General features: G+C 57.4%; 9 protein-coding genes. 6 read left to right on the top strand and 3 right to left on the bottom strand.

The features are described from left to right. Positions 1–9: 9 nt before the first annotated feature. Positions 10–3,210 carry an S-layer family protein gene (locus GOV91_RS08585; protein WP_171235182.1) on the bottom strand — a complete coding sequence of 1,067 codons (3,201 nt, stop codon included), beginning with the start codon at positions 3,208–3,210 and terminating at the stop codon, positions 10–12. Positions 3,211–3,571: 361 nt separating this feature from the next. Here GOV91_RS08585 and GOV91_RS08580 point away from each other — a divergent pair, with 361 nt between their 5' ends. Together GOV91_RS08580 and phnY are read left to right on the top strand one after the other, a co-directional pair. After that, a complete protein-coding gene (locus GOV91_RS08580; protein ID WP_171235181.1) occupies positions 3,572–4,591 on the top strand; it encodes a LysR family transcriptional regulator in 1,020 nt (339 codons plus the stop codon). A gap of 80 nt (positions 4,592–4,671) precedes the next feature. After that, positions 4,672–6,120: a phosphonoacetaldehyde dehydrogenase gene (gene phnY / locus GOV91_RS08575; RefSeq protein ID WP_171235180.1), complete on the top strand. Its 1,449-nt coding sequence runs from the start codon at positions 4,672–4,674 to the stop codon at positions 6,118–6,120. Here the strand turns inward: phnY and GOV91_RS08570 are convergent. Both GOV91_RS08570 and GOV91_RS08565 read right to left on the bottom strand, forming a co-directional pair. Beyond that, positions 6,114–6,824 carry a GntR family transcriptional regulator gene (locus GOV91_RS08570; protein ID WP_171235179.1) on the bottom strand — a complete coding sequence of 237 codons (711 nt, stop codon included), beginning with the start codon at positions 6,822–6,824 and terminating at the stop codon, positions 6,114–6,116. The genes phnY and GOV91_RS08570 overlap by 7 nt on opposite strands. Positions 6,825–6,895: 71 nt before the next feature. Further along, positions 6,896–8,260 carry a formimidoylglutamate deiminase gene (locus GOV91_RS08565; RefSeq protein ID WP_171235221.1) on the bottom strand — a complete coding sequence of 455 codons (1,365 nt, stop codon included), beginning with the start codon at positions 8,258–8,260 and terminating at the stop codon, positions 6,896–6,898. Positions 8,261–8,341: 81 nt separating this feature from the next. Between GOV91_RS08565 and hutI the strand changes: the two genes are divergently transcribed. The 4 genes from hutI to hutU are packed head-to-tail and all read left to right on the top strand — an operon-like array spanning position 8,342 to position 13,558. Beyond that, positions 8,342–9,553, top strand: a complete 1,212-nt coding sequence (gene hutI, locus GOV91_RS08560; RefSeq protein WP_171235178.1) for an imidazolonepropionase — start codon at positions 8,342–8,344, stop codon at positions 9,551–9,553. Further along, a complete protein-coding gene (gene hutH, locus GOV91_RS08555; RefSeq protein WP_171235177.1) occupies positions 9,550–11,088 on the top strand; it encodes a histidine ammonia-lyase in 1,539 nt (512 codons plus the stop codon). Before hutI ends, hutH begins: the two co-directional genes overlap by 4 nt. Beyond that, entirely contained in the window at positions 11,085–11,879 is a 795-nt protein-coding gene (hutG, locus tag GOV91_RS08550; RefSeq protein ID WP_171235176.1) for an N-formylglutamate deformylase, read from the top strand. Before hutH ends, hutG begins: the two co-directional genes overlap by 4 nt. Further along, the gene (gene hutU, locus GOV91_RS08545) at positions 11,876–13,558 is read left to right on the top strand and encodes a urocanate hydratase (protein ID WP_171235175.1); all 1,683 of its coding nucleotides are present in this window, start codon (positions 11,876–11,878) and stop codon (positions 13,556–13,558) included. Before hutG ends, hutU begins: the two co-directional genes overlap by 4 nt. Positions 13,559–13,769: the final 211 nt, after the last annotated feature.

The following is a 13,769-nucleotide window of genomic DNA, read 5'->3' as shown; positions in this document are numbered from 1 at the left end:
ATTGCTTGCTTAAGCGACGAAATCGTCTTCGCTCAGGTCAGCTGAGTTGATGCCGGCCAGGCGGACCGAGCCTTCGTTTCCGAAACTGATCACCGCATCGTCACCGTCTTGGGCCACGTTGACTTGGCTGCCAAAATCAGATCCGAAATCACCGAATTGCAGCTGATCCCGACCAATTTCAAAATCCTCGATGGTGTCATTTCCGAAGTTCGTGCCAAACTGGAACGTATCCGCGCCTTCACCACCGATCAGGACGTCGTCACCGCCTTCACCATTCAGCAGGTCATCACCGTCCGCACCGTTCAGCACATTGGTCTGATCGCTGCCGATGATCACGTCGCCATCATCGGACCCAATAACGTTTTCAATGGAGCGCAGGATGTCGGTTTCAATCTGGTTTTCGATGACGTCCTGCCCAATGACACAGGTGCCACCTTCAGCATTCACGTCCAGCGTGGCCCCTGCATCCACCAGCGTATCCTGCATGACCGGTCCGTTCTGACCAGCAGGTGCATTGTGCAGATGGATGGCCGACACGACGCCAGGGATCGGAGTGTTCAGGTCAGCTTCGTTCAGCCCCACAACGCTCAGTTCACTTGAATACGTGACTTCGCCGGTGGCCAGGTTCTGAGTGATCACAACAGTTGCGTCACCTGTGGCTTCGCTGTCCGAAGTTGGCCCAGGTTCCTGCGCTGCATCCAAACCACCGCTGAGTGTCACAGTGCGAATACCGTGTTCCGTCACGTCGCTGTCGACCAGCAATTGGCCACGGATTTCACCACCGGGGAAGTCCGCGGTATGGATGTTATAGTACAGGTTGTCCTGAGCCGCCTGTTCGACAAAAGCCGCACCATCGGTGATGTTTGATCCGAACTGATCCGGCGCAGCAACGACTGCATTCTCAATAGACACGTTGAACCCGGTGTCACGTGTGGCCGTGCCATTGCCGTTGGCGTCCAGTCGAACTTCGACCGCAACATCCAGCTCCGAGAAGTCCGCAGTGTCGTTGCCGTCGCCACCGTCGATGAAGTCATTGCCCAGACCACCGGTCAGAATGTTGTCTGCATCGCCGGCGATCAGAACATCATCGCCAGCGCCACCGTCGATGTTGCCATTGGTGGTGCCCAGATCGACAAAGATATCGTCGCCAGCGCTCAACAGAACATTGCCGTCGATCACACCTGCGTCGTCGTTGACGATTGTAACAGTGCCTGCATCTGAAGCGTCGATGGCATTGACCGTGCCACGGATCTCGCCCTCGTTTAGGATTGCACCCAGCAGGTTCAGACCGCCATCGACGCGGATACCAGCGGCAGCATCCGAGTCTTCGGACCCAGCAATCAGACCTTCGTTGACCACAACACCCGCAAAAGAGGCGTCATCCTGGCTGGTGAACAGGCGCAGACCGTCCCCAACCTGGTTGCCTTCAGCCGCATCGCCGCGACCTTGCAGCGTACCTTCGTTCACAACAACCGCCGAGACCACATCGCCCGACACGTCACCTGTTTGCAGAGATACGGCAGAACCATTGTTGCCTTTGCCCGCATCCACCAAGCCGGTGTTTGTGAACGCATAGTTATCGGCTGTGCCATCCGCATAAACAGTGCCGTTGCGCTGGTTGCCCGTGCCAAGGATTTCACCTTCGTTGAGCACCTCAAGCCCAACGCCATCGATGTTCAGCGCGCGACTGTCTGACGTGACAAGGCCACGGTTAACGAACGATCCGCCGGAATGGTCACCGGTTCCAAAGTAGACGCCGTTCTGACCGCCTGCGAACACACCAGTTTCTTCATTGATCAACTGGCCCTGGAAATTAACATTGTTCACAGCTCGGAATGCGCCAACAGTGCCATTTGCGCCTTCAGATGTGACGCTACCACTGTTGATGATGTTCCCGGTGAACGAGGCAGGCGCAAAGCCACCCTTCTGACGCACACCTTCCAGACGAATGCCGTCGCCCGCCGTACCCAGCGCCGCACCCGCGTTACCACGACCGGCGATGACGCCTGCGTTCTCGATTTCAATGTCACCATTGCCTTCTTCGGCCAGCGATAGCGAGATGCCCGCGCCGTTGTTGTGCTCGCCCGCGTCAATCGTGCCTGTTGCCAGATTGTTGATCGAATAATCACGCGCTGTGTCGTCAGCGTAGATCGTTCCGTTGCGCTGGTCACCGGTGCCAAGGACATCACCGCCGTTGATCAGGTCGACGCCAGATCCGTCGATGTTAACCGCGCGACTGCCGGATTGGATGGTGCCAAAGTTCAGCACGTCCAGATCATGTTCACCATTGCCGATGTAAAGGCCGTTGCGAGGGCCTTCGATCACACCGGTTGAGGTGTTCAAGATCTCACCTTCGGCATTTGCGCCATCTGCGATGCGGATACCGGCGGCTGTGCCCTGATTGCTTTCGGTCGAGATCAAGCCGCTGTTAATGATCTCAGTTTCCAGGATGGTGCCTTCAGCGCCGTCGTCGATCCGGATACCGTCGCCCGCCAGCGGGGTGTTGGCAGCCGCCTGACCGCGACCCTGAATGGTCGCACCAAAGGCGTTGAACACGTCGGTTTCCACGCGGTCACCGGTTTCATCACCGATCTGCAAGGAAACACCTGCGCCCTGGTTGCCTTCGCCTGCATCAATCGTACCGCCGATGAAGTTCGAGATCGAGACGTCCTCGGCCGTCGAGTTGGTGTAGATGGTACCATTGCGCTGGTCGCCAGTGCCGACGATGTCGCCAAAGTTGCGCACATCGATGCCCTGACCTTGAATGTCGACGGCACGGCTGTCGGATGAGATGACGCCGCCACGGAAGTTGTCCAGGCTGCCCGAGCTTTCGGCACCAGCAAACTGCACGCCGTTAAACTCACCCGCGATTTCGCCGAAATTGCGAACCGCAGCGCTTCCGGTGACTTGGACACCAGTGGCCAGTGCGTCAGGACCATTGTTCGCTTCGATCCGGCCTGAGCGGAAGTTAAAGACATCCACGTCCTGCCCCTGAGCCTGAACGGCGGCAACAGCGTTGTTAGTGACGATCTCACCAAAGTTCAGCAGGCGTGAAAAATCATTGGCCAGAACAAAGGCAGGTGTGTCGTCGACGACTGTGGATTGAAAGAAGTTGTTGATGAGGGTTTGGCCATCGCGGGATGTCTCTTTTGCCAGGGTCGACGTGGTCAAGAGCCGGGCGCGCAGGCTATCTGCAAATTGGGACAACATGGATCACTCCGTCATTAAGTTGCGTTCGTGCTGGCGACCCATCTGCCGGGCCACCGACGCGACAAAGGACTAGGCCGCCCCGCGCGACATCTGAAATTCATGGTTCAAATCGGGTGTATAACCGGCGCGAATACTCACGGGTTTCGTGAGGTAGGCGCAGGCAGTTTCACAGCAAACAAAGGGATTGCGCCAAATCCAGCGCCAGCTGGAAGGCTATTCAATTTCGAATTCTGACAGATTTGTCATCGGATGTGAGCGCCAATCAGAACCGATAGGCCCCTGCAGCCTTCTGGAATCTGTCGCCAAATCGTATCTTGATAGCTGATTAAATCGCGAAATTTGCTTCAGGACGGGATACCCTTTGAACCTCAGAGATTTGGAATATGTCCTTGCCATCGCCAAACACGGCCAGTTCAGTCAGGCGGCGGCTGCGTGCAACGTGTCTCAGCCGGCAATGTCGAACCAGATCAAAAAGCTGGAACAGGAGCTGGGCGCTGACTTGTTCCTACGTCTGAACAACGAGGTGCGCCCAACGCTGTGCGGCGAACGCATTGTCGAGATTGCGCAGCGTATTCTGAAAGACGCCCAGAAAATCCGCGATACAGCGATCGAATTTCGCGACCCCGAGGCGGTTCCGCTGACAATAGGCTTGACGCCGACGCTGGCACCATATCTGACAGGTTACTTTTCAGAGCTTTTCAGCACGCTGTTTCCAAGGATGCGCGTTACGCTGATCGAAGATCTGCCCCAGAACATGCTTCATATGGTCGAAGATCACACATTGGATATGGCGCTGGTCGCCAAGGTCAACAACAGCGCCAATTTAGACTTCACTTCAATCTGGTCCGAGCCATTGTTCTTGGCTTTGCGCCAAGGGCATCCGCTGTCAACGCTTACCTCCATTGCCCCCGATGAGGTGCCGCCGCATGATTTTATCCGGCTGCCGCACAGTTTTGGCTACGATCTTGAAGATCATTTGCCAAAACAGGACGGGACAACCCGGATCAGCAAGCGTTTTGATCTGACAGCGTTGCGGTTTGAAACGATCTGTCGTCACATTTGCCATTCAGACGACTGCACAATTGTTTCGGCATTGGCGGCAGAACAGTTCAAGCGGGACAACTGGCCGTTGCACTTCATCCCCTTTGAAGCACCGGGGCACCTGCGCGATCTTGGCGCCGCCACGCGCCCCAATTGCCCAAGGAAACCAATGCTCGCACGCATCGGAGCCTATATTCGGGAAAATCCACCTGTGGGTGTGATCCCGACTTATCAGTCGGATGGCCTAACTGAAGGTAAAACCAAGCCTTCCGTCACGGTGCCTGAGAAAGCCTGGCGTTTTCAAAATGTACCGGGCTGCCCACTCAGCCTATTGACGTAAGCCAAAGTGCGGTTCTATCGGTTGGCGTGTCGAAAGCCACACATGTTTTAGTTGTGGCTCTTGGGGCAAGGGATCGGAGCATGACCAAATCTGAAATCCGCCACGACGGAATGCGCATCGGGGGGCAGGTCGTATTCACGGAAAACACTGTTCCGGTTCACTACCCTTATACGAATGCCGTGATTGGCACGGTTCCGGCTGGAACTGCCCAGCACGTGCGGCACGCTTTTGAAATCGCAGCGAACTACACCCCTAGTTTGACGAGGTACGAGCGCAGTCAAATCCTGCGGCGTGCTGGCGAGTTGATCGGAGAAAGGCGCGATTATCTGGCCAAGTGGCTGACGCTTGAGTTGGGGATTTGCCTTCAGCACTCGATCTATGAAACCAAACGCGCACAAGATGTGTTTCAGTTTGCCGCCGCCGAAGCTCTCAAAGATGATGGAGAGGCATTTTCTTGCGATCTGACTCATAATGGGAAGGCTCGTAAGATCTTTACGAAGCGTGAGCCCGTCAAGGCGATCAGCGCGATCACGCCTTTCAACCATCCTCTGAATATGGTTAGCCACAAGATTGCGCCTTCGATCGCGACCAATAACTGTATGGTTTGCAAGCCGACTGAACTGACGCCGCTGACAGCACTAACGCTGGCCGACATTCTGTATGAGGCGGGCCTGCCAACCGAGATGTTTCAGGTCGTGACAGGTTGGCCGCAAGACATTGGCGATGAAATGATCACCAATGACAATATCGACATCATCACCTTCACCGGTGGTGTTTCTGTGGGCAAGCTCATTGCATCAAAAGCAGGTTACAGGCGACAGGCGCTTGAATTGGGCGGGAACGATCCCCTGATCGTACTTAACGATCTGGATGACGCGGATCTGGAACGCGCCGCGACAATTGCCGTTGCAGGGGCCACTGGGAATTCCGGCCAGCGCTGCACCGCGGTCAAGCGTATTTTAGTGCAACACAGCGTGGCGGATCGTTTTGTTCCTTTGGTGCTGGAAAAGGCCAAGGCCATCCGGTTTGGTGATCCTCAGAACCCCGAAACCGAGCTGGGTTGCGTCATTCATGCTGACGCGGCAGAGCTGTTTGAGAACCGCGTGATGAAAGCGGCAGAGCAGGGGGCAGAAATCCTTTACCATCCGGGTCGGCAGGGCGCGTTACTGCCGCCGATTGTCGTCGACAAGGTGCCTCATGACAGCGAATTGGTCATGGAAGAGACCTTCGGCCCGGTCATTCCGATTGTCCGCGTGCCCGATGAAGACGCAGCAGTTATGCAGATATCAAACAGCACCGCTTTTGGCTTGTCGTCAGGTGTGTGCACCAATGATCTGAACCGGGCCATCGCATACATCAATGGTCTGGATGTGGGCACCTGCAACATTTGGGAGCAACCCGGCTATCGGATCGAGATGTCACCCTTTGGCGGAATCAAGGACAGCGGCAATGGGATAAAGGAAGGCGTGATCGAAGCGATGAAGTTCTTCACCAACGTCAAAACCTATTCGCTACCCTGGCCTCAGTAGGTTGTGCGCATCTGGTACCCCTGATGAAACGTCATACGTACGAAAGTCACAGGATCGTTGCGAAACCATGTTGTGCGCTCCAACTGAAACAAGGGTGTACCAGGAGGGACGGCAAGAAATTCCTGCAAGGGTGCCGTGGCGGGAACGGCGGAAAAGGCGATCTCGGCGTTCGAAAATGGCACTTCTGACAACAGCCACTCATTTGGCCCGATGTTCAGAAAGTCCTCGTTCACGACCTGAGGCACAGCACTAACGTTGATCCAGCGTTCTTCGAACTGAAATGGCCGATTGTCGGCGTGGTGCATGCATTGCAGATGTACGATCTGCGCGCCTTCTGGAATGTTCAACTTGGCCTGAAGCCACGCGGGGCAATCTATCTGAGCCCGACTGACCAAGGCATATCGGTACTTGGCGTTCATCTCTTCGATGGTCTGCCGTACCACCGTAATCGGCAGCTTGGCTTGTTTTACGGGCGTGGTTACAACGCGCGTGCCGCCCTTGCGCTTGCGGGTTACGATGCCCTGTTCCGCCAATTCGCGCAGCGCCCGGTTAACCGTTGCGCGCGCAACGCCAAATTCCGCCGCCAACTCCAACTCAGTCGGCAGCAGGCTGCCCTGCGGCCAGACACGGGTTTGAATTCGGTTGATCACCTCATCGCGAATGTCCTGAAAGCCGATGTGTTTTTGCTCGGTCACGCTGCGCATTTTCCATTAAGTATATTCATAATTCAATTATGAAATCATTTTAGCCTTCAGGTAAAGAGCCACACCAGAGGCTATAGCTTGGCAAGAAGATCCGTCATCGCCTGACGGTAGTTCGACACGATCTGATCCCGTGCGATATGGCGACCCTCGCTCACCCGGTGGCGACCCGCCGACCAAACGTCAGTGACGACCTGATCTTTTGCCGCAAACACCAACCCATCAAGCAACTGCTCTGATGTCAAAGCGCAAAGCGCTGGGTTTTGGCTGTCGATGGCCACCAGATCGGCCAGCTTGCCAACGGCGAATTCGCCCGAGTCGCGGCCCAAAGCTTTCGCGCCACCCATGGCCGCGCCACAATAGAGTGTCTTCCCGACCGACCCTTCGCCGGCAACCATGACATTGCGCGACAGATCGCGCAGACGCTGGGAATACTCCAACGTGCGCAGCTCTTCGGTCAGGGAAATCAACACGTTTGAGTCTGATCCCACGCCAAACGTTCCACCCGCGCCCAGAAAAACAGCTCCATTGAACGGCCCGTCCCCCAGATTGGCTTCAGTCACAGGACACAGCCCCGCAACAGCCCCGGTTGCCGCCATATCAAGGGTTTCCTGGTCGGTCATATGGGTGGCATGGATCAGGCACCAACTGTCATCGACCTGCACATTGTCCAGAAGCCACTCGACCGGGCGCGCGCCCAATCCGGCCTGAACTTCGGACACTTCCTTGGGCTGTTCGGCGATGTGAATGTGGCACGGACCGTCGCGTCGCGCGGCCAAAACGCGAACCAGGTCAGCGGGAGAGGTGGCGCGCAAAGAATGAGGCGCGATTCCGACGCGACAGTCGTCGGGCAGACCGCCAAGTGCGTCCCGCGCCTGATCAAACAGCTTGCAAAAGCGATCCACATTATTGCCGAACCGGGTTTGACCCGGCTCCAACGGCTTTTCGCCAACTCCGGCGTAAGAATACAGCACAGGCAGATGCGTCAGGCCAATGCCGGTCTCGAATGCGGCCTCCATGATCCGGTCAGATAACTCGGTCAGTCGATCATAAGGTTTGCCGTCTGGTTGATGATGCAGATAGTGGAATTCACCGACTGAGGCATATCCAGCTTCCTGCATCTCCATATAAACCAAGGCGGCGATTGCCTGAACCTGATCCGGTGTCAGATGTTTAGTGAATCGATACATCAGATCGCGCCACGTCCAGAAACTGTCTCGGCCCGCAAGGCGGTATTCGGTCATCCCAGCCATGGCGCGCTGAAATGCATGGCTGTGCAAATTGGCAAGTGCAGGCAACAAAGTGTCCACGCACACATCCCCTGGTTGGCCTGCTGTCGCCGGTTGAAGCGATACGATTCTACCGTCTTCAACCTCGACCCGCGTATTGCTTGCCCACCCCCCGCTCAACAGAGCACGTTTTGCAAAGATCGCCACGATTTTCACCTCATTTTATGGATAGACATATTGCATATAGAAATGTACGAGAAAAGAAAGAACTGCAAGGAGGCGCAGAGTCGGATGCACTCGCAAGATCGGGTTTTTTCAGATCTGAACGCGGCAACGATGGTTGCAGGACCTGCAGCTTATGGGCTGATCCATGACGCGGCGGTCGCGATCAAGGATGGTCGGATCGCATGGGTCGGGCCTGAAGCCAGCTTGCCAAAGCAGTTCAAAAAGTTTTCGCAAACATCTTTGGAAGGTCGCCTTGTCACGCCCGCGCTGATCGATTGTCACACCCATGTGGTGCATGGCGGCCATCGTGCTGTCGAATTCGAGATGCGGCTGAACGGTGCCAGCTATGAAGAAGTCGCGCGCGCGGGCGGGGGCATCATCTCGACCGTGAAGGCCACGCGCGAGGCTACTGTCGAAGAACTGATTACGCAGGCGCTGCCGCGTTTGGATGCGATGCTGGCCGAAGGTGTTTCAGTGATTGAGGTCAAGTCCGGTTATGGCCTGGATCGTGACACCGAATTGAACATGCTGCGAGCCGCCCGCGCGCTGCCGGACCGTCGTTCTGTTCGTATTGTTACCAGCTTTCTGGGCGCGCATGCGGTGCCTGCTGAGCATAAAGACCGACCTGACGCTTATATCGCCGAGGTCTGTATCCCAACCCTGCGCTCAGCACACGACGAGGGCTTGGTGGATGCAGTGGATGCTTTCTGCGAAGGAATTGCTTTCCTCCCGGACCAGCTGGCGCCGTTGTTTGATGCGGCGAAAGACCTTGGCCTGCCGATCAAATGCCATGCCGAGCAACTGTCCAATCTCGGGGGCACAAAACTGGCCGCCTCATACGGCGCTCTGTCCGCGGACCACATCGAATATTTGGACGAAGAAGGCGTTCGGGCGATGGCCAATGCGGGAACAGTCGGAGTGATCCTGCCCGGCGCCTTCTATACCCTGCGGGAAACCCAAGCCCCTCCAATTGATTTGCTACGCAAGCACAACGTGCCGATGGCGTTGGCCACTGACTGCAACCCGGGGTCGGCCCCGATGACATCGCTGCTTTTGACCATGAATATGGGCTGCACCCTGTTTCGCATGACACCGGAAGAGGCTCTGACCGGGGTCACCACCAATGCGGCCCGCGCCCTGGGTCTGTCCGATTGCGGCCAGATCGCCCCCGGACAGCGCGCCGATCTTGCGGTGTGGAACGTCACCCACCCGGCAGAACTAGCCTATCGTGTGGGCTTCAACCCTCTTCATACTCGCATACTTGGAGGCGCAATTTGACGACCCTGACACTCACCCCCGGTGCAGTCACTTTAGCGCAACTGGATCAGGTCTATCGCGAAGAATGCGCCGTGCAGCTGGACCCCCTGTGCCGCCCTGGTATCGAGTCTGCTCATGCGCGCATCGCCGAGGCCGCAGCGGGTGAGACTGCGGTCTACGGCGTCAATACCGGCTTTGGCAAGCTAGCCAGCGTCAAGATTGCCGCCGAGGATACAGCGACGCTGCAACGCAATCTAATTCTGTCCCATTGCTGTGGTGTTGGCCCGGCCATTCCGCGCACGGTTGCGCGGCTGATGATGGTGCTGAAACTGCTCAGCCTCGGGCGCGGCGCGTCTGGCGTGCGGCTGGAACTGATCGACCTGTTGGAGGCCATGCTGGACAAAGGTGTGACCCCGCTGATCCCTGCGCAAGGCTCGGTTGGTGCGTCAGGCGATTTGGCGCCGTTGTCGCATATGGCCGCAGTTATGATGGGCGCGGGTGAGGCCGAATTCGGCGGGACTGTTATGCCCGGTGGTGAGGCGTTGGCGGCGGCGGGTTTAACACCCGTTGAGTTGGGCCCCAAAGAAGGTCTGGCGCTGATCAACGGCACGCAGTTCTCAACTGCGTTTGCTTTGGCGGGATTGTTCGGCGCGTGGCAAGCGGCGCAGAGCGCGTTGGTCACTTCGGCACTGACCACCGATGCAATCATGGGATCGACCGCGCCGTTGCAGCCCGAGATCCATACGTTGCGCGGCCATCGCGGCCAGATCGAAGCCGGGTCCACGATGCGAGGAATCTTGGCCGGTTCTGTAATCCGCGAAAGCCATCGCGAGGGCGATACACGGGTGCAGGACCCGTACTGCATCCGCTGCCAACCGCAGGTTGTCGGTGCCGCGATGGATGTACTGCGGCAGGCAGCCAAGACGTTGGAGATTGAGGCAAATGCCGCCACCGACAACCCGCTGGTTTTGCCTGAGGCCGGGCTGATCGTCTCGGGTGGCAATTTCCACGCGGAACCTGTGGGCTTTGCTGCCGACATGATCGCTCTGGCGCTTGCCGAGATCGGAGCCATTGCACAGCGTCGAATTGCGCTGATTGTCGATCCAGCGCTCAGCTTTGATCTGCCGCCTTTCCTGACGCCAAATCCCGGCCTGAACTCGGGCTATATGATTGCCGAAGTGACAACCGCCGCGTTGATGAGCGAGAACAAACATCTTGCAAACCCCTGCGTGACGGATTCAACACCTACGTCAGCCAACCAAGAAGATCACGTTTCGATGGCGGCCCATGGCGCGAGGAGATTGGGACAGATGGTCACCAATCTGGAACGTATTCTGGGGGTCGAACTGCTTTGCGCTACGCAAGGGGTCGAGTTCCGCGCGCCATTGCCTACCAGTAAGACCCTTCAAGCTGTAATGGCCAAGCTAAGAGCTGTGGTCCCTGTATTGGGTGATGATCGATATATGGCGCGCGAGATCGAAGCAGCATGGACCTTGATCGCCAGTGGCGAGATCGCACATGGCACAGGCATCGCCATGCCGGAGCTTGGCGAATGACTGGTTCGGTTCAAGTCATACGTGGTGACAGCCCTGTCGTTCTGGGCCTGCCGCACACCGGCACCGACGTGCCCGCAACGATCGAGGCCAAGCTGAACGCGCGGGGCAGGGCGTTGGCGGATACAGACTGGCATATACACAGGCTATATGACGGGCTTTTGCCAGGAGCTACAACTGTTCGGGCGACCTTTCATCGTTATGTGATTGACGCCAATCGCGACCCGTCAGGCGTGTCGCTCTATCCCGGTCAAAACACGACGACCTTGGTGCCGCTTACGGACTTCGACGGGCAGGGCATCTGGGATATCCCACCTACAGAGAGGGATATTGTAGAAAGACGCGAGGCTTTCCACGCCCCCTATCATGCAGCGCTGCAGTCCGAGCTTGAGCGAGTCAAGTCGATCCATGGGATAGCAGTTTTGTATGATTGCCACTCGATCCGCGGCCACATCCCCTTTCTTTTCGACGGCATTCTGCCTGACCTGAACATTGGAACAAACAATGGCGTGACGTGCGCGCCCGCTATCGAAGCCATCTCACATGAGTTCGCGTCATCCTCACCGTACAGCACCATTTTGAACGGCCGATTCAAGGGCGGATGGACGACCCGGCATTATGGCAACCCTGCCGAGGGCATCCACGCCATACAGATGGAACTGGCGCAGTCCACCTACCTGAGCGCTGAAACTGCGCCTTGGACCTACGACACCGACAAGGCCAACCGCCTGCGCCGCTGGCTAAAAGACATACTGGACGCCATCCAGGACACCGCATTGGAGATTGCCGCATGACCGATCCTCGCAAGAACACCCGTGATGTTTACCCCCCCACCGGGCCAGAGCTAAACGCCAAAAGCTGGATGACCGAGGCACCAATGCGGATGTTGATGAACAACCTGCACCCGGATGTCGCGGAAAACCCGCACGAGTTGGTTGTTTATGGCGGCATAGGACGCGCGGCGCGGACGTGGAACGACTTCGACACGATCGTCGCCAGCCTCAAGGATCTGGAAGAGGATGAAACGCTGGTTGTGCAGTCCGGCAAGCCGGTGGCCATTGTGCGGACCCATTCGGATGCGCCCCGTGTACTGATCGCGAATTCGAATCTGGTACCCCATTGGGCCAATTGGGATCACTTCAACGAGCTCGATAAAAAGGGTCTGATGATGTACGGCCAGATGACCGCTGGCTCGTGGATATATATTGGTACGCAGGGCATCGTTCAGGGCACCTATGAGACTTTTGCCGAAGCCGGAAGTCAGCACTATGGCGGCGACCTGACCGGCAAGTGGATCCTGACCGGCGGACTGGGTGGAATGGGCGGCGCGCAGCCTCTGGCAGCTGTCTTTGCCGGGGCCTGTTGTTTGGCTGTCGAGTGCAACCCCGACAGCATCGATTTCCGCCTGCGCACCAAATATCTGGATGAAAAGGCCGAAACGCTGGACGAGGCGCTTGAGATGATCGACCGCTGGACCAAGGCGGGCGAAGCAAAATCAGTGGGCCTTTTAGGCAATGCCGCTGAAATCTTTCCCGAGATTTACCGACGGATGCAGGCCGGTGGCATGCGACCCGACATTGTCACCGATCAAACCTCGGCCCATGATCCGGTCAACGGCTATCTGCCGCTGGGCTGGACCATGGCACAGTGGCGAGACAAGCGCGAAAGCGATCCCAAAGCGGTCGAAAAAGCGGCGCGCGCATCGATGAAGCAGCACGTGGCCGCCATGGTCGATTTTTGGAATGCGGGCGTTCCGACGCTGGATTACGGTAACAATATCCGTCAGGTGGCCCAGGACGAGGGACTGGAAAATGCCTTTGCCTTCCCCGGCTTCGTGCCCGCCTATATCCGCCCGCTCTTCTGCCGGGGTATCGGCCCGTTCCGTTGGTGCGCGCTTTCGGGCGACCCCGATGACATCTACAAGACAGACGCCAAGATGAAGGAGCTGTTCCCCGAGAACACCCATCTGCACAACTGGCTCGACATGGCGCAGGAGCGGATCGCGTTTCAGGGCCTACCCGCACGCATCTGCTGGATCGGGTTGGGCGACCGGCATCGGGCCGGGTTGGCGTTCAACGAAATGGTCCGCAATGGCGAGCTGAAGGCACCCGTTGTCATTGGTCGAGATCATCTGGACAGTGGTTCGGTAGCCTCGCCAAACCGCGAGACCGAGGCGATGAAAGACGGTTCGGATGCAGTCAGCGATTGGCCACTGCTGAACGCGCTTGTGAATACGGCGTCGGGTGCGACATGGGTCTCTCTGCATCACGGCGGGGGTGTTGGCATGGGGTTTAGCCAGCACGCAGGTGTCGTTATTTGCGCAGACGGCACGGACGAAGCGGCCAAACGGCTTGAGCGGGTTCTCTGGAATGATCCAGCCTCGGGCGTGTGGCGTCATGCAGATGCCGGATATGAGGAGGCCAAAGCCTGTGCGCGTAAGCACGGGCTGCGTTTGCCGGGCATTTTGGGCTGACTTGTCCTTTCTGTCGTTGATTGTACTGACGGCCAGTGCTGAGGGCACTGGTCCCGAGCGGGAATCTTTCGGCCAGGGCGAGGCCGTTCAGCTGATCGTAAGGCTAACGACAATTCAACACAGCGGCTCGTCTGCTGCTCGATGCGACACATATCTGTTCTGTTCTTTAGGAGACCTTTGCCTTCACCTCGTCGGCAGTGCTGGCCAATGA

It is taken from the genome of Ruegeria sp. HKCCA6837, assembly GCF_013034475.1.
Classification (GTDB): Bacteria; Pseudomonadota; Alphaproteobacteria; order Rhodobacterales; family Rhodobacteraceae; genus Ruegeria.
This window is presented reverse-complemented; position numbering and strand designations above follow the sequence as displayed.

What these genes read in the sequence shown, in the direction of transcription:
- GOV91_RS08585 (WP_171235182.1), bottom strand. Translation starts at nt 3,210, where the DNA reads ATGTTGTCCCAATTTGCAGATAGCCTGCGCGCCCGGCTCTTGACCACG.
- phnY (WP_171235180.1), top strand. Translation starts at nt 4,672, where the DNA reads ATGACCAAATCTGAAATCCGCCACGACGGAATGCGCATCGGGGGGCAG.
- GOV91_RS08570 (WP_171235179.1), bottom strand. Translation starts at nt 6,824, where the DNA reads ATGCGCAGCGTGACCGAGCAAAAACACATCGGCTTTCAGGACATTCGC.
- hutI (WP_171235178.1), top strand. Translation starts at nt 8,342, where the DNA reads ATGCACTCGCAAGATCGGGTTTTTTCAGATCTGAACGCGGCAACGATG.
- hutG (WP_171235176.1), top strand. Translation starts at nt 11,085, where the DNA reads ATGACTGGTTCGGTTCAAGTCATACGTGGTGACAGCCCTGTCGTTCTG.
- hutU (WP_171235175.1), top strand. Translation starts at nt 11,876, where the DNA reads ATGACCGATCCTCGCAAGAACACCCGTGATGTTTACCCCCCCACCGGG.